This is a genomic window from Microbispora bryophytorum, from assembly GCF_043197435.1.
Taxonomy (GTDB): Bacteria; Actinomycetota; Actinomycetes; order Streptosporangiales; family Streptosporangiaceae; genus Microbispora; species Microbispora bryophytorum.
The window spans coordinates 107,360-123,524 of the sequence record NZ_JBICTF010000009.1; the positions used below are offsets into that span (position 1 = coordinate 107,360).

The window sequence follows — 16,165 nt, forward strand, 5'->3', positions numbered from 1 at the left end:
CCGTGGTCCGCGTGCTGATCGTCGACGACCACCCCGTCGTACGCGAGGGGTTGCGCGGGATGCTGGAGTCCGATCCGGTGATCACGGTGGCCGGTGAGGCGGGATCCGGCGAGGAGGCCGTGGTCCGCTCCGCGGCGCTCGCACCCGACGTCGTCCTGATGGACCTGCGGATGCCCGGCGGGGACGGCGTGAGCGCGACGACGCGCATCCTCGCGGCCCGGCCCGAGACCCGGGTGATCGTGCTCACGACCTACGAGAACGACCAGGACATCGTCCGGGCCGTCGAAGCCGGGGCCGCCGGATATCTGCTGAAAGACACCTCCCGGGCGGATCTGCTGGCCGCGATCATCTCGGCGACGCGGGGCGAGACCGTGCTGTCGCCGTCCGTGGCGACCCGGCTGGTGACCCGGATGCGGGCGCCGGCGACCGAGACGCTGTCCCGGCGTGAGACGGAGGTGCTGTCCCTGGTCGGGCGGGGTCTGACCAACGCCGAGATCGGCAGGGCGCTGTTCATCAGTGAGACCACGGTGAAGACGCATCTGCTGCGGGTCTTCACCAAACTCGGCGTCTCCGACCGCACCGCCGCGGTGACCACCGCTCTGGCGCGTGGGCTGCTGTAATTGCCGATGCAATTGCAGCGTGATCTGCATGTCGTAATTGGTAAGACTGCTGACCTCTTGACGGTCTTGTCAAGCAAATGACCATCTTTGGCATAGCCCGTAAGTGCTTATTTGTCAGCACTTCCACAAAAAGGATCTTGCGTTCATAATGGGGACTTCTGGGGGGACCATGACAGGGTGAGGTGAAAAGTGGCGGGACGGGACTATCGGGGGATGTCGGCTGCCGAAAGGCTTGCAGACAGGAGGGAAAGGCTCATAACGGCCGCATACGCCCTGTTCGCCCAGCCCGGCTTCCACGCCACCACCATCGAGAGGCTGTGCGCGACCGCACGCATCTCCAATCGCGCCTTCTACGAATGCTTCTCCAGCCGCGAGGACCTGATGCGCGCGGTTTACGAGCGGTGCATCGAGGAGACCCTCGCGTCGGTCACCCAGGCCATCGACACGGCGCCCCCCACACTGGACGACCGAATCGTCGCCGGCATCGCCGAATACATCCGCTTCGTCACCAAGGACGTACGGCGCGCCCGTCTGATGCATCTGGAGGTACGGCGGGCGGGCAACGTGCTCAGCGGCGCCCGTCAGCAGGCGGTGGCGTCGTTCACCAAGGTCATAGAGTCCTCGGCGCGGGGCGCGGCGGCCGGCATGCCTCCCCTCGACCTCCACCTGCTGGCGCTCTGCGTCATCGGCGCCATCACCGAGTTACTCATCGAGTGGGTGATGACCGAACCGTCCCCGCCCACCGAGCAGCTGATCGAGACCGCCGTGTACATCTTCCGCCGCATCTTCTCCTCCGGGGGTCCCCTGGCGGCCTCCGCCCAGTGATCCCGGTGGCGGGCTGCGCCCGGTGGAGCGCGGCCCGGCGGCTACGCTGAGCGGCATGACCCGAGCCGACAACGACAACCCGGTCGTCCTGTCCAAGATCTATACGAAGACGGGCGACGACGGCACGACCGCACTGGGCGACATGAGCCGCACCCGCAAGACCGACCCCCGCCTGGCCGCCTACGCGGACGTGGAGGAGGCCAACGCCGCCATCGGCGTCGCTCTCGCCACAGGCGGCCTGTCCGAGGACGTCACGGCCGTCCTGAGCCGGGTGCAGAACGAGTTGTTCGACGTCGGCGCGGACCTGTGCACCCCGGTCGTCGATGACGTGGGTCGTGGCGGAGCCGCGCACAGGGACTACGTCCCGCCGCTGCGGGTCGAGGAGTCGTACGTCGCCTGGCTGGAGGAGCAGTGCGACCTGTTCAACGCGGAACTGAAGCCGCTGCGCAGCTTCATCCTGCCCGGCGGGGCTCCGGCCACCGCCTACCTCCACGTCGCGCGCACGGTCGTACGGCGGGCCGAGCGGTCGGCGTGGGCGGCGCTGGAGGCGCACGACGACGTGAACCCCCGGACCGCCACGTATCTGAACCGCCTGTCCGACCTGATGTTCATCCTCTGCCGCGTGGCCTCCGCCGGGGACGAGATCCTCTGGAAGCCCGGCGCGACCCGCTGAGTCGTTCGGACACCGCCCGCGCGCGGTCAGGCGGCGTCGAGGTGGGCGCTGGGCGGGGCCGACTCCAGCCAGGCGAGGAAGCCGGTGAGGGCGTCCTCGCTCATCGCGAGGGACAGCGGGCCGCGCTCGACGGAGCAGACGACGGTCCAGTAGCCGGCGGGGCCCTCACCCGTGTCGAGCATCCTCCGGCTGGAAATGGTGAGGCCGCGCCTCGCGATCGCGTGGCGCGGCCTCAGCCCGAGTCCCAGGAACGGGATCCAGTGGAGCTCTCCCCCTACGTAGCGGGCGACCCCGCTCTTCCAGCCCCCCTGGCCGTCCCGGACCCGGCAGACGATCGTGCCCCGGGCCCGTGCCAGGACGAAGCCCCGGATGACGAGGAGCGCGACCACGGCGAAGACGCCCGTGAGTATCCCAAGCGCCGCCACTGGCCGCCCTCCTCCTGTCGTGTCAGACCTCTTCGCCGGCCGCCCGCAGCCGGGCGGCCGCACGCTTGGCCTGCAGTCGTGCGTCCGCGTCCTCCTGGTCGGCCTCGATCGAGGCCTGAGCACGCTGCAGCGCGTCCTTGGCCCGCGCGACGTCGACCTCGGAGCCGAGCTCGGCCGCCTCCGCCAGGATCGACACGTCGTTGTCGGCGACGGAGATGAATCCGCCGTGCACCGCGGCCACGAGGTCGCCTTCGTCGCCGCGCTTGACGCGCAGCACCCCGCCCTCGACGAGGACACCGAGAACGGGGGCGTGGTTCGGCATAATACCGATCTCGCCGTCCACGGTCTTGGCAATGACCATGTCGGCCTCGCCCGTCCAGATCTCACGTTCCGGCGACACGACGCCCACGCGAAGCTTTGCCACTTCTCAGCTCCCTTTCGACGGACGCCTGTACGGCGCGGCCACGGCCGTGCCGTACAGGCGTCGAAGGCGTCCTAGCGCTCGAGTTCCTTCGCCTTGGCGATGGCCTGCTCGATGCCGCCGACCATGAAGAAGGCCTGCTCGGGCAGGTGGTCGTACTCGCCGGCGCACAGGCCCTTGAACGAGGCGATGGTCTCGTCCAGCGGGACGAACTCGCCCGGCTGGCCGGTGAACGCCTCCGCGGCGTACATCGGGTGGGACAGGAACCGCTCGATGCGGCGCGCCCGCTGAACGGTGACCTTGTCTTCTTCCGAGAGCTCGTCGATGCCCAGGATGGCGATGATGTCCTGCAGTTCCTTGTACTTCTGCAGGATTCGCTTGGTCTCCTGGGCGACCGCGTAGTGCTCCTCACCGATGATCTGCGGGTCGAGGATCCGCGAGGAGGAGTCGAGCGGGTCCACCGCGGGGTAGATGCCCTTCTCCGAGATCGGCCGGGACAGCACGGTCTGCGCGTCGAGGTGCGCGAACGCGTTGTGCGGCGCCGGGTCGGTGATGTCGTCCGCGGGCACGTAGATCGCCTGCATGGAGGTGATCGAGTGACCGCGGGTCGAGGTGATGCGCTCCTGGAGCACACCCATCTCGTCGGCGAGGGTCGGCTGGTAACCCACGGCGGACGGCATGCGGCCGAGCAGCGTGGACACCTCCGAACCCGCCTGGGTGAAACGGAAGATGTTGTCGATGAACAGCAGCACGTCCTGCTTCTGCACGTCGCGGAAGTACTCCGCCATGGTCAGAGCCGACAGCGCCACCCGCAGACGGGTGCCCGGGGGCTCGTCCATCTGGCCGAAGACGAGCGCGGTGTCCTTGAGGACGTCCGCCTCCTCCATCTCCAGCCACAGGTCGTTGCCCTCACGGGTACGCTCGCCGACGCCCGCGAACACCGAGGTGCCCGAGAACTTCAGCGCGACGCGGCGGATCATCTCCTGGATCAGAACGGTCTTGCCGACGCCCGCGCCGCCGAACAGACCGATCTTGCCGCCCTTAACGTACGGCGTGAGCAGGTCGATGACCTTGATGCCGGTGGGCAGCATCTCCGTACGGGCCTCGAGCTGGTCGAACGCCGGCGCCTGACGGTGGATCGGCCAGCGCTCGCTGACCTGGATGGTGGCCTTGTCCGCGTCGAGCGGCTCGCCCAGCGCGTTCCACACGTGGCCCTTGACCACGTCGCCGACCGGCACCGAGATCGCGGCGCCGGAGTCGGTGACGGCGGCACCGCGGACCAGGCCGTCGGTGGGCTGCATGGAGATGGCCCGGACGATGTTGTCGCCGAGGTGCTGGGCGACCTCAAGGGTCAGGGTCTTGGTCTCGCCGCCGAGCGCGACGTCGACGGTGAGCGCGTTGTAGATGTCCGGCATGGCCTCGACGGGGAACTCCACGTCGACGACCGGACCGGTGACGCGGGCGACACGGCCCACGGTGGTCTCAACAGTCTGTGCGGTCATTTCACTCTTTCCCCGCTGCGGCGTCAGCCAGCGCGTTCGCGCCACCGACGATCTCGCTGATTTCCTGGGTGATCTCGGCCTGACGCGCCTGGTTCATCTGCTGGGTGAACACGCGGATGAGCTCGTTGGCGTTGTCGGTGGCCGACTTCATCGCGCGGCGCCGGGCGGCGTGCTCGGAGGCGGCCGACTGGAGCAGCGCGTTGTAGATGCGCGACTCGATGTAGCGCGGCAGCAGCGAGTCGAGCACGTCACCGGCCGTCGGCTCGAACTCGTAGTAGGGCGGGATGCCCTCCGGGGGCGTCTCCGCCTCCTCGACCTCGAGCGGCAGGATCCGCTTGACGATCACGTTCTGCGTCAGCATCGAGACGAACCCGGTGTAGACGATGTGGATCTCGTCGATCCCGTCCTCCGCCTTGAACGCCGTGATGAGCGCGCCGGCGATCTCTTTGGCGTTGCCGTACGACGGGTTGTCGGAGAAGCCGTCCCACTCGCCGAACATCTCCCGGCCGCGGAAGCGGTGCCAGGTGAGGCCCTTGCGGCCCACGACGTACGGCTTCACGGTCAGGCCGCGACCCACCAGGTGGCCCTTCAGCGCCTCGGCCTCACGGAGGATGTTGGCGTTGTAGCCGCCGGCGAAGCCGCGGTCGCTCGTGACGATGAGGACGCCGGCCGTGGCCGGCTGCTCCTTGGCCACCGTGAGCGGGTGGTCGACGTTGGTCGTGTTCGACAGGACCGCCGACACCGCGTGGGTGATCTCCCGCTCGTACGGCACGGCCGCCTGCATCCGCTGCTGCGCCTTGACGATGCGCGACGAGGCGATCAGCTCCTGCGCGCGGGTGATCTTCGCGGTGGACTTGACCGACTTGATCCGCCGCCGCAGCAGTCGAAGCTGGGCACCCATGGGTTACTTCGCCTCAACCTTGCGAACGTGCTTGACGACCTTCTCCTGGCCGACCTCGCTGGCGTCGAGCGCCTCCACCGGCTCGTCGTTGACGAGCAGCTCACCGCTGGAGGTGGTGAAGCCCTTCTTGAACTCCGTGATGGCGTCCTTGAGAGCGGTCACCGTGTCGTCCGTCAGCTCCCTGGTCTCGCGGATGCTGTCGAAGACACCCTTCTGGGCGGTGCCGAGGTAGTCGAGGAACTCCGCCTCGAAGCGGCGGATGTCCTCGACCGGCACGTCGTCCAGCTCGCCGGTGGTGCCGGCCCACACCGAGACGACCTGCTTCTCGACCGGGAACGGGCTGTACTGCGGCTGCTTGAGCAGCTCGACCAGGCGGGCGCCGCGCTCCAGCTGGGCGCGGGAGGCCGCGTCCAGGTCGGAGGCGAAGGCCGCGAAGGCCTCCAGGTCGCGGAACTGGGACAGCGACAGACGGAGCGTGCCGGCCACCTTGCGCATGGCCTTGACCTGCGCGGAACCACCGACTCGGGAGACCGAGACACCGACGTTGATCGCCGGGCGGACGCCGGCGTTGAACAGGTCGGTCTCCAGGAAGCACTGGCCGTCGGTGATGGAGATGACGTTGGTCGGGATGAAGGCCGATACGTCGTTGCCCTTCGTCTCGATGATCGGAAGACCGGTCATCGAGCCGCCGCCCATGTCGGCCGAGAGCTTGGCGCAGCGCTCCAGCAGACGCGAGTGGAGGTAGAAGACGTCGCCGGGGAACGCCTCACGGCCCGGCGGACGACGCAGCAGCAGCGACACGGCGCGGTAGGCGTCGGCCTGCTTGGTCAGGTCGTCGAAGACGATCAGCACGTGCTTGCCCTGGTACATCCAGTGCTGGCCGATGGCCGAACCGGTGTACGGGGCGATGTACTTGTAGCCCGCGGGGTCGGAGGCCGGAGCGGCGACGATGGTGGTGTACTCCAGCGCGCCCGCCTCCTCGAGGCGGCCCCGCACCTGGGCGATCGTGGAGCCCTTCTGGCCCACGGCGACGTAGATGCAGCGAACCTGGCGGCTCGGGTCGCCGGAGAGCCAGTTCTCCCTCTGGTTGAGGATGGTGTCGACCGCGATCGCGGTCTTGCCGGTGCCGCGGTCGCCGATGATCAGCTGACGCTGGCCGCGGCCGATCGGCGTCATGGCGTCGATCGCCTTGAGGCCGGTCTGCAGCGGCTCCTTCACCGGCTGGCGCTGGACCACCGAGGGGGCCTGCAGCTCGAGGGCGCGGCGGCCCTCCGCGGCGATCGGGCCCTTGCCGTCGAGCGGGTTGCCCAGGGGGTCGACCACACGGCCGAGGAAGTCGTCGCCGACCGGCACCGACAGGACCTCGCCGGTGCGGCGGACCTGCTGGCCCTCCTCGATGCCGCTGAAGTCGCCCAGGACGACCGCACCGATCTCGCGGACGTCGAGGTTCAGCGCCAGGCCGCGGGTGCCGTTCTCGAATTCGAGCAGTTCGTTCGCCATCGCCGAGGGAAGGCCGGAGACATGGGCGATGCCGTCCCCGGCGTCGACGACGGTCCCGATCTCCTCGCGCGCGGCACCTTCCGGCTCGTACGCCTGGACGAAGCGCTCAAGGGCGTCCCGGATCTCGTCCGGCCGGATCGTAAGCTCCGCCATCTCTTTCTTGTCTCCCTATTCGCCTCAGCCGGCCAACCGGCGGCGGACTTCTTCGATACGTCCGGCGATCGTGGTGTCGATGTAGTCGTCTCCGACCCTGACGGAGAACCCACCGAGCACCTCCGGGTCCACCTCGACGTTCAGGTGGACGTCTCGCCCGTAGGTGGTTCGCAGCCAGGCCGCGAGCCGCTGCTTCTGCTGCTGTGAGAGCGGCACCGCACTGCGGACCACGCCCACCAGGCGCTCGCGCGCCCGCGCGACGATCCAGCCGAACTCCTCCAGCGCCGTCTCCAGGCTACGTCCCCGCGGGTGCACGACAGCCTGCGTGACGAGCCGTACGGTGGAGGGGGCGGCCTTCCCGCCGATCAGCGTGGTGAGCAAGTCGCGCTTACGCTCGGCCGGGACGGCCGGGTCGCTGAGCGCGCGGCGCAGCTGCGGGTTGGCGGCGAGGATGCGACCGAAGCGGAACAGCTCGTCCTCGACGTCGTCGAGGCGGCGCTCCGACTCGGCCTCGGCGGCCGCGGACATCACGCCGACACGCTCCAGGGCGTCCGGCAGGTCGCCGGCCCTGGACCACTTCGCCCCGACCGCGGCGACCGCGATCTCCAGCCCGGCGTCGCCGACCTTGCCCTGGAGCAGGGAGCGCAGGACGCTCTCCTTCTGCTCTGCCGGGCGCGAGGAGTCGGAAAGACCCCGCCGCAGCCCGTGCTCACGGTCGAAGAGGTCGGCGACGGCGAAAAGCTCCTCGGCGAGGGCACCGAGGTCGGCGGCCGCGGCGGCGCTGTTGAACCGCTCCTCGACCTCCGTCAGGGCGGTCCTGCTGAGGCCGCGCATCAGCGGACCGTCTCCGGCCGGCCCTCGAGCTCTTCGAGGAACCGGTCCACGATGCGGCGCTGGCGGGCCTCGTCCTCGAGCGACTCACCGACGATGCGGCTCGCCAGCTCGGTGGACAGACGCCCGATCTCACCGCGCAGCTGGGTGATCGCCTGCTGACGGTCGGCCTCGATCTGGGCGTGGGCCGCCTCGATGATGCGCCGCGCCTCGGTCTGGGCCTCCTCGCGGAGCTCGGCCTTGATCGCGGCGCCCTGCTCACGGGCCTCCTCGCGGAGTCGAGCCGCCTCCTGGCGGGCCTCCGCGAGCTGTGCCCGGTACTGCTCCAGAGTGCGCTGAGCTTCGGCCTGGGCGTCCTCGGCCTTCTTGATGCCGCCCTCGATAGCCTCGGTCCGCTCGGCCAGCGTCTTCTGGATGCGCGGGGTGAGGATCTTTCCGACGACGAGGAAGACGACGAGGAAGGCGAAGCTGCCGACGACCAGCTCGTAAGCGTGCGGAAGGAGGGGGTTCTCCGCCCCCTCGGCCGCCAGGAACGTAGCTGCCAGAGTCATGAGTGCAGCCTTCCTTCAGAGTGGGTACGTCAGCTCGTGGGGTAGATGAAGGGGGCGACGAGGCCGATGAGAGCCAGCGCCTCGGTGAGGACGAAGCCGAGCAGCATGTTCTGCCGGATGAGGCCGTAGGCCTCGGGCTGGCGCGCGATGGCCTGCACGCCCTGGCCGAAGATGATGCCCACGCCGATGCCGGGGCCGATGGCGGCCAGGCCGTAGCCGATGGCACCAAGGTTGCCGATGACGCCGGTGGCCGCAGCGAGAACGCTCATTCGTCTTTTCCTTTACTGGTCGGCCGGTGAGTGCCTAACTCACCGGTCTGGTCTACGTAAGGGGCGGGTCTCAGAGATCCGTCAGTGGTCGGGGTGCAGCGAGCCGCCGATGTACATGGCAGCCAGCAGGGTGAACAGGAAGGCCTGCAGGAACTCGATGAACATCTCGAAGCCGGTCATCGCGATCGTCATGATCGCTCCGACGACGCCGAGGCCCGCCCCGAGCAGGGTCGGCTTCTCGAAGAGGAACCAGAATCCGACGGCGCTGAAGAAGGCCAGGATCAGGTGTCCGGCGAACATGTTCGCGAAGAGCCGGACGGCGTGCGTGAAGGGCGCGATGATCAGGTTCGACAGGAACTCGATCGGCGCGAGCAGCACGTAGATCGGCTTCGGCAGTCCGGGCGGGAACATCATGTTCTTGAAGTAGCCACCGAGGCCCTGATGCTTGATGCCCAGATAGATCTTGATCACGTAGATGGTGACCGCGAAGACGATGGGGAACGCGATGTGCGACGCGACCGGGATCTGGATCAGCGGGATGACACCGAAGAAGTTCCACAACAGGATGAGGAAGAACAGGCTGATCAGCAGCGGCATCCACCGCTCGGCGTCCTTGCCCAGGAACGGGCGGGCGACCTGGTCGCGGACGAACTGGTAGCCCATCTCGCCGACGTTCTGCATGCCGCGAGGCACGAGCTTGGGGTTGGCGAAGGCACTCCACGCGAGGGCGGTCACCACGAGGGCGCCGAAGATCGCCATGAGCACCGGCTTGGTCAGCCAGTACGGCGCACCCTCGTACAGCGGGGGAAAGTCGAAGATGGACGGTCCCGGCGCCGTGAAGTCCTCGGCGACGAGCATGAGGGGGGTCACTTGGCCACCTCGCCTACCTGCTCGGGGCCGAATGCCCGAAGCATGTGCTTGTTCGTCCGTTCGCTACGCTCGCGCACGGGCGTTCCCTTCAACGATTTGGATCAACAGAAGAGCGTGGGAAGCGGGCCGGCTGTCAGCGGCCGTACTTCAGATAGACGAGGTAGGCAGCCAGCCCGACCCCGAGAATGACGCCTATGGGGATGAACGCATGCACGCCGGTCCACCAGCTCAGCAACCAGCCGAGGCCGCCCCATATCAGCATCCCGGACAGCAGATAGCTCGGGACGGACCAGGCGGCGTCAGCGAAGTCGCGGCCGTCGGTCTCGGGCCTGCGCTCCTGTTCGCTCATCGCGGCACGACGATAGCAGGAGCCATGCGGACTAGTCATATCGGGCTGCCCCGTACGCATGGTCATCCGCCGCCCTGCCCGGGAACCTTCGCCTCGGGCTCCACATAAAGCAGCTTGAGCTTCATGAATCCGCGCATCTCACCGATGGTCCAGGCGAGCGTGCAGGCGATGACGCTCAGCGCGAACACCCGGGAGTCGAACGCGGTCGTGCCGGAGAAGGCGTTCATCATGGCCATGATCGCGAGAATCTTGACGACGTAACCCAGCACGGCCGCCGCCATCATCGCCATGGGCGAGATCCGGCCGGCCCAGGAGACGACGACCAGCCCGACGGTGAAGAAGGCGGCGACGAGGACAAGACCGATGCCGGCGCCCAACGCACCCTTGGCCCCGGTCGTGAACACCGCGATGAGCGCGGCGAGGAGACCGACGATCAAGGTCGGCACGGCGGCGCCCTTGAGAACGCGCACGTCGTTGGCCTGCATGGGACTCCAGAATCGGTTGTCAAACGAGCGATTGCTACCTACTGGGGCGTCGTTGCCCTCGCCCCTTGCTAGTGAAAGCTATCACAAGCCCTGGAGTGCCGCCTTTACCTGGCGTTTCGGGTCGGTGCCGACCTGCGGGGACGACTCAGAGGAAGGTCCCGGTGTCGGCTCGGGAAGTGGTGGGAGGCCCCCCGGGGGAACCCGGGGCGCCCTGACCCGGGTAGGGATGGCGACCCTGCGCGGGCAGCCCTCCGGGGACCGCCTGGCCGGAACCGGTGGGAGCGGTTTGCCCGGGGGTGACGGGCGGGGCGGGCGGGGGGACGATGGGATAGACGAGCGTGTCGTGCTCGGTCGTCCCGAGTCTGGCGGGACCGGCGCCGGGCGAGCGACTCCCCGCCGGACGCGCCGCGAACCGCTGGTCGCCCTTGGGCTCCTGTGCCGCGTTGCGGCGCGACCGCCAGCGGGGCAGGCCCATGATCACCAGCACCGCCACCGCGAGCACGATCGTCAGCGGGAACACCATGAGCGGCACGCGGCCGATCGACAGGCCCACGATCGCGAAGGCGAAAAGGAACGTCCAGGCGTACATGATCAGAACGCTGCGGCGGTGGGAGTGGCCGATGTCGAGCATCCGGTGGTGCAGGTGGCCGCGGTCGGGGGCGAACGGGGACAACCCCGCCGATGTCCGCCGGACGACCGCCATGATCAGGTCGGCCAGCGGGAGCACCACGACCGCGATCGGCAGCACCAGCGGCAGGATCACCGGGAACCGGTTGATCTTGCCGACGACCGCGTCCGGCTCGACCGACGACAGGCTCGTGATCAGCGAGGCGGCGAGCAGCAGGCCGAGCAGCATGGCGCCGGTGTCGCCCATGAAAATCTTGGCGGGGTTGAAGTTGTGCGGCAGGAAGCCCGCGCACATTCCGATGAGGATCGCCGCGATGGCGGCCGTCCCGTTGATCCGCGACCCGCTCGCGGTCTGCTGCAGCACGATCGAGTAGGCGAAGGTCGCCATCGCCGCGATCCCGACGATCCCCGCGGCCAGGCCGTCGAGCCCGTCGACGAAGTTCACCGCGTTGATCACCACGACCACGATCATGATGGTAAGGATCGTGTGCAGGGTGGTGTCGAGGGCCTGGGAGCCGCCCATCGACTGCGGCAGCGGGAGAAACTGCAGGTAAACACCGAAGTAGACGAGCAGCCCGCCCGCCGCGATCTGGCCGCCCAGCTTTACCAGCGCGTCCATGCCGAGCCAGTCGTCCAGGAAGCCGGTGATCACGATCAGGCCGCCGGCCGCGAGGAGGGCCGTGACCGTCTGACCCGTCTGGCCGCTGTCGAACGCGCCGCCGACGTACGGCAGCTTGCTCGCCACCAGCAGTGCCGCCGCCATGCCGCCGAACATCGCGAGCCCGCCCAGGCGTGGGGTGGGCACCGTGTGCACGTCCCGCTCCCGCACCTCGGGCGCCGCGCCGATACGCAGGGCGAACGCCCTGACCATCGGCACCAGCAGGTACGTCACCGCGGCCGCCACGAGCGCCAAGAGGAGATATTCGCGCACTGACCTAGTTTCCTGGATAGGCGGATCAGTTGTGACAGGCAAAAGACATAGAGCGCCCTATCCCTGACGGGGATATGCCAGATGCGTCGCGGTCAGCCCCTTTACCCGTTCGAGGATCGACGTTATCGCACCCGGCTGCCGGATGGCCCGGACGACGAGAGACGCGATCTCCCTCATTTCCGCCGCGCCCGTGTCCTGGGTGGTCGCGCAGAGCGTGCCGGTCCTGCTCCCGGAGGTCACGGTCGTAGGAGATGACGTGCAGCCACCTGCCGGAAAAGTTGACCTTGGACCCGCGGGTGATGTGGCCGCCGCGCTCCGGCGCGAGCGACGGTGCCCCCCGGCCGTAGAAGGGCCGCGTACGCCGCCAGGATGGCCGTGGTGCCGCGGTAGGGCTGCACAGTGGCTCATCTGCCCCGAACAACCGCTTGGCCGCTCCACGGCGATCTGCTCCGCGCGGTCGGCTATCTCGCCCCCGCGGTCGTACCAGTGGCCCGGGTAGCCCTCGGCGGACTTGCCATTGAGCACCGAGCCGAGCGCGACGAGCGATGGCAGATTCTTGTCGGCGATGAACTGGAGCCCGCCGCGCAGCCGGGCGTCATCGCCGTTCAGGACGTTGCCGCGGATGGTCGGTCGTCGCTCAGGAGGTGAAGGCGTGCGGCGCACCGGCCTTGCCCGGTATCCAGCGCGGCGTGTCCGCCGCCTGGTCGCTGATCGCCGTCAGCACCGCCTGCCGGTACATCCCGAGCCGGTTGCGCCATTCGGTCACGTCCTGGACGTACCGCTCGGCAACCGGAGCGTCCCATACGTCCCTACTTCGTGCCATTTGGTATGGCTTGTCCAGAGACTTGGTGAGCTGGTCCATCAGCGGGACCACCTGCAGCCACAGGTCGACGAGCTTCTGGTACTCCGGGTTGAACACCCAACCCGTCGGCTGCCCGCCGGGCGAAAGCAAGTCGGTGCTCGACGGCGCCGGCGGGGTCTCCCCCGGCTGCAGCGGAGTCGGCGCCGGCGGGTCGACATAACTCACGATCACGCCTCCTGTGCGAAGCCGGCCAGCACACCGGCGTTGGTCGTCGCCCGCCCTGTCCCGAGCACCCCGGCGGGCCGCCCGGCTCTGCTCATCCGGTCACCGTCTCGCCCCGCGCCGTCATCCGGCCCGGCCGCGCAGGTCGCGCGAGTCGCGCAGGTTGCGCGGGTCGCGGGGAAGAGATCCTCGCGGGACGGGCCTTCCCGCCCGAGCGGGAGCGTCGCGCGCACGCCTCACTTCTCCGGCTTCTGGACGATGACTTCGACGGCCTCGGCGTCGCCGGCGGAACTGTCGGGCTGGATCTTCCTGTCCACCCAGTCGTCCTTGCCCCACTCCCCTTCCGGGACGCCGACGTCCGGCATGTCCACGGGCTCGATGTCCCGATGGTGATCCACGGGCATGCGCGGCACGGCCTCGTCGGCCGGGTGGCGGGCCGGATAGGTGAGCGAGTCCCCGGGCTGCGCGGCGGGTGACCGGGGACCGGGAGCCGGAGCCTGGCCGGTGTCCGGCCTCCCCGCCGCACCGCTCGCCTCCCCCGCACCGCTCGTCTCCACTGCACCGCTCGCCTCCGCTGCGCCGCTGGTCCCCGCGCTGTACGTCCCCGGGCCATGCGTTCCCGCACCGTGCATGCCATGACCGTGGGATCCCGCGCCGTGCACGCCATGGCCATGCGTTCCCGCACCCTGTATGCCGTGACCGTGGGTTCCCGCACCGTGCGAGCCATGGACATGCGTCGCCGCTCCGTATGCGCCGGAGCCCTGCGTCGCCGTGTTGCCCCCGGCCGCCCCGGCTGCCCCGGCCGCGCCCGTGGCGGCATCGTTGTCGCACGCTCGCCCGCTCGTACCGGCCGCGCCGTCGGCCGTATCGCTCACACCGGTCGTGCCGGCGTGGCCCGTCGCGCCACCGTCACCGGTGCCCGTCGCGCCCGCTGTCCCCACCGTCCCAGCCACCTGGCCGCCGCCGGCTGCCGGCCCCGCCGCGTGCAGGGTGCCGGTCGCCGTGCCGGTCGTACCCGCCGTGTGCCCGGCGCCGGGAGTGTCCACCGTCTGCAGGCTGCCGGTCACCACACCCGTCGCGCCTGATGTCGCGGGCGCCGCGTCGGCCGTACCCGTGACACCCGCCGTCCCGACCGCATGAGCAGCGCCGTTCGCCGCACTCGTCCCCGCGGGCGGCGCAGATGTCGCGTCGGCCGTACCCGCCGGGTGCGTGATCCCGGCAGCCCCCGGTGCCGCAGCGGTCGCACCGGCCGTACCGGTGGTACCCGTCGAAGTCGCCGGATGCGAGGTCCCGGTCGCCGTACCGCTTGCGGCCGTGTCTCCCGTGTACGCATGATCGCCAGCGCTCGCCGTCACGGCGGCGTGGCCGGCGGAAGTCCCCTGCACAACGTTCGGGTTGTCCCCTGCGAACGGATCACCAGACAGGTTGTCCGCAGGCGTGCCGACGTAGGCGCCCATGGGATCGCCGGGCGCGAGGCCGGGTTGCGGAGGCCGGTTCGCCGCCGGATTGGTCGGCTCGGCGGGCGGCACCAACCCGGGCGGCCCGTCCGGGTGCGCACCTGTGGCGCTCGCCGTCGGCCCGTCCACGCCGGGCATGCCGCTCGGTTGGACGCCCTGAGGGTGCTCAGCGCTGGGCTGGTTCAGCGGAGTGCTGACGACCTTGACGCCGTCGACGACGGTCACCTGCCGACCGGCGGGGTCGATGTCGTCCGGGTGATCCTTGCCGGGGGTGTCGTAGATTGCCGAGTTGTCGCCGGTGGAGGGCTGCTCCCCTGCCGCCTTCGAATCGACTGAAGTCGCCTGCCCCGCGTTATGGTCCTGCCCCTGGGCGACGGGCTGCGGGCCGCCGTCGGACTGACTCTGCGCGGCGCCCTGGCTGTCGGCGACGGGCTGCGCGTGGTTCGCGGTCTGATCCTGACCCACGATCTGATCACCACCGCCAGGCTGACCCGGACCGGCAGGCTGCCCCTGGCCCGCGCCTGGCCCCACACCCTGACCATCACCGACAGGCTGGCCCGGACCGGTGGGCTGATCCTGGCCGGTGGGCTGGTGCCCCTGACCGGAGTCGCCGCCGGTCGCACCCGTGTCGCCGGTGCCGCCTACGGCGCCGTTGGCACCCGGCTGACCCGCACCGGAGCCGGTCCCCACGCCGGTGTCGCCGCTCGCGCCGGTGGCCGGAGGCGTCCCCGTGCCGGTTCCTGTGGCCGGAGGCGTCCCCGTGCCGGTTCCTGTCCCCGTCCCTGTGGCCGTACCGGCGGTGTCGGCGGGGTGGGCCGGACCATGGGTCGAGGAAGGCATCTGGGCGAGGGAACCCTCGACGGTGCCGTAGGAGGGCTTGTCAGAGAGCTTCCCTTCGGCCACGCCGTGACCTCCGCCGTCGCCGTTCGCGCGGGTCGCTCCGTCGGCGGCGCTGTGCGCCCCGTGGGACGTCTCACCTTTCGATGCCGTGCCGGAATCGCCGGAACCATGCGACGACGTCCGGGTGGCGTCCTGCTTGTCGTGGGCCGCCTTCCCCTCGGACTTGCCGTCAGGCTTCGCATCCGCCTTGCCGTCGGCCTTGTGGTCGGACTTGTGCTCGTCCGTCTTCGCGTCGGCCTTGTGCTCGGGCTTGGCGTCACCCTTATGGTCGTCCGTCTTCGCGTCGGGCTTGGCGTCGGCCTTGCCGTCGGCCTTGTGGTCGGGCTTGTGCTCGTCCGTCTTCGCGTCGGCCTTGTGATCAGGCTTGGCGTCGCCCTTATGGTCGTCCGTCTTCGCGTCGGGCTTGCCGTCGCCCTTGTCGCCCTGCGCACCGGACGGCGCCGGATCGTCCGCCGGCGCGGTGGTGTCCCTCTCCTCCGTGAAGGAGGCCCCGTGGGTCGTGGGCGTCTTGCCCGTGCTCTGCTGCTTTTCCTTCTTCTCCAGCAGGGTGACGCGGTTCGTGACGTCCTTGACCATCGTCGAGCACGCGTCGGCGACCTGCGACGGCCGATGGGTCACGTGCACGGAGACGCCGGCCGTACGCGTCAACTGGGTGACCCGGGCCTCGATGCCGTCCATCTGCTTCGCTGCGTGCTGAACCTCCGACAGCAACTCACGGACGAGCTTCGGATCCATCCCGTCGAGCTTGGCCATGGGCGCGCCTCCACAGAGATATCGGCGCACTTCACGGTAGCCGGGGTGGCATCAGTAAAGAAGCCCGATAGCCAGACGGCATCGATCTCCCTGATCAG

Annotated in this window: 18 protein-coding genes; 3 read left to right on the plus strand and 15 right to left on the minus strand. The window is 69.4% G+C overall.

The window, feature by feature from the left end; translation table 11 throughout:
- Positions 1 to 2: 2 nt before the first annotated feature.
- From ACGFIB_RS27905 to ACGFIB_RS27915, 3 genes are all read left to right on the plus strand, one after another.
- Positions 3 to 620 carry a response regulator transcription factor gene (locus tag ACGFIB_RS27905; RefSeq protein WP_357244833.1) on the plus strand — a complete coding sequence of 206 codons (618 nt, stop codon included), beginning with the start codon at positions 3 to 5 and terminating at the stop codon, positions 618 to 620.
- Between the two features lie 213 nt (positions 621 to 833).
- Positions 834 to 1,445: a TetR/AcrR family transcriptional regulator gene (locus tag ACGFIB_RS27910; RefSeq protein WP_142571523.1), complete on the plus strand. Its 612-nt coding sequence runs from the start codon at positions 834 to 836 to the stop codon at positions 1,443 to 1,445.
- A 55-nt stretch (positions 1,446 to 1,500) separates the two neighbouring features.
- Positions 1,501 to 2,118: a cob(I)yrinic acid a,c-diamide adenosyltransferase gene (locus tag ACGFIB_RS27915; RefSeq protein WP_393376086.1), complete on the plus strand. Its 618-nt coding sequence runs from the start codon at positions 1,501 to 1,503 to the stop codon at positions 2,116 to 2,118.
- A 26-nt stretch (positions 2,119 to 2,144) separates the two neighbouring features.
- Here ACGFIB_RS27915 and ACGFIB_RS27920 read toward each other — a convergent pair whose 3' ends face one another.
- From ACGFIB_RS27920 to ACGFIB_RS27990, 15 genes are all read right to left on the minus strand, one after another.
- Entirely contained in the window at positions 2,145 to 2,543 is a 399-nt protein-coding gene (locus ACGFIB_RS27920; protein ID WP_393376088.1) for a DUF2550 domain-containing protein, read from the minus strand.
- Positions 2,544 to 2,565: 22 nt separating this feature from the next.
- The gene (locus ACGFIB_RS27925) at positions 2,566 to 2,967 is read right to left on the minus strand and encodes a F0F1 ATP synthase subunit epsilon (protein ID WP_079320504.1); all 402 of its coding nucleotides are present in this window, start codon (positions 2,965 to 2,967) and stop codon (positions 2,566 to 2,568) included.
- Between the two features lie 71 nt (positions 2,968 to 3,038).
- Positions 3,039 to 4,466, minus strand: a complete 1,428-nt coding sequence (gene atpD / locus ACGFIB_RS27930) for a F0F1 ATP synthase subunit beta (protein ID WP_191053444.1) — start codon at positions 4,464 to 4,466, stop codon at positions 3,039 to 3,041.
- Between the two features lies 1 nt (position 4,467).
- Complete coding sequence (locus ACGFIB_RS27935) at positions 4,468 to 5,367, minus strand: F0F1 ATP synthase subunit gamma (protein WP_142571528.1); 900 nt, start codon at positions 5,365 to 5,367, stop codon at positions 4,468 to 4,470.
- Positions 5,368 to 5,370: 3 nt separating this feature from the next.
- Positions 5,371 to 7,020 carry a F0F1 ATP synthase subunit alpha gene (gene atpA / locus ACGFIB_RS27940; RefSeq protein ID WP_142571529.1) on the minus strand — a complete coding sequence of 550 codons (1,650 nt, stop codon included), beginning with the start codon at positions 7,018 to 7,020 and terminating at the stop codon, positions 5,371 to 5,373.
- Between the two features lie 24 nt (positions 7,021 to 7,044).
- Complete coding sequence (locus ACGFIB_RS27945; RefSeq protein WP_357261343.1) at positions 7,045 to 7,854, minus strand: F0F1 ATP synthase subunit delta; 810 nt, start codon at positions 7,852 to 7,854, stop codon at positions 7,045 to 7,047.
- Positions 7,854 to 8,402: a F0F1 ATP synthase subunit B gene (locus tag ACGFIB_RS27950; protein ID WP_357029622.1), complete on the minus strand. Its 549-nt coding sequence runs from the start codon at positions 8,400 to 8,402 to the stop codon at positions 7,854 to 7,856. Before ACGFIB_RS27950 ends, ACGFIB_RS27945 begins: the two co-directional genes overlap by 1 nt.
- Before the next feature lie 29 nt (positions 8,403 to 8,431).
- Entirely contained in the window at positions 8,432 to 8,671 is a 240-nt protein-coding gene (gene atpE / locus ACGFIB_RS27955) for an ATP synthase F0 subunit C (protein WP_142560345.1), read from the minus strand.
- An 81-nt stretch (positions 8,672 to 8,752) separates the two neighbouring features.
- Positions 8,753 to 9,541: a F0F1 ATP synthase subunit A gene (gene atpB, locus ACGFIB_RS27960; RefSeq protein WP_357283638.1), complete on the minus strand. Its 789-nt coding sequence runs from the start codon at positions 9,539 to 9,541 to the stop codon at positions 8,753 to 8,755.
- A 133-nt stretch (positions 9,542 to 9,674) separates the two neighbouring features.
- Positions 9,675 to 9,890, minus strand: a complete 216-nt coding sequence (locus ACGFIB_RS27965; protein WP_142571534.1) for a hypothetical protein — start codon at positions 9,888 to 9,890, stop codon at positions 9,675 to 9,677.
- 62 nt (positions 9,891 to 9,952) lie between these two features.
- Positions 9,953 to 10,375, minus strand: coding sequence for a hypothetical protein (locus ACGFIB_RS27970; protein WP_393376090.1), 423 nt, complete (start codon positions 10,373 to 10,375; stop codon positions 9,953 to 9,955).
- A gap of 145 nt (positions 10,376 to 10,520) precedes the next feature.
- Positions 10,521 to 11,933 (minus strand): MraY family glycosyltransferase, encoded by a 1,413-nt coding sequence (locus ACGFIB_RS27975; RefSeq protein ID WP_393376092.1) that lies wholly within the window; start codon positions 11,931 to 11,933, stop codon positions 10,521 to 10,523.
- A 57-nt stretch (positions 11,934 to 11,990) separates the two neighbouring features.
- Complete coding sequence (locus tag ACGFIB_RS27980; protein WP_393376093.1) at positions 11,991 to 12,596, minus strand: hypothetical protein; 606 nt, start codon at positions 12,594 to 12,596, stop codon at positions 11,991 to 11,993.
- On the minus strand, positions 12,571 to 12,960 hold the full coding sequence (locus ACGFIB_RS27985) for a hypothetical protein (RefSeq protein WP_191053438.1): 390 nt from the start codon (positions 12,958 to 12,960) through the stop codon (positions 12,571 to 12,573). Before ACGFIB_RS27985 ends, ACGFIB_RS27980 begins: the two co-directional genes overlap by 26 nt.
- Before the next feature lie 233 nt (positions 12,961 to 13,193).
- The gene (locus ACGFIB_RS27990) at positions 13,194 to 16,067 is read right to left on the minus strand and encodes a hypothetical protein (protein WP_393376095.1); all 2,874 of its coding nucleotides are present in this window, start codon (positions 16,065 to 16,067) and stop codon (positions 13,194 to 13,196) included.
- Positions 16,068 to 16,165 lie beyond the last annotated feature (98 nt).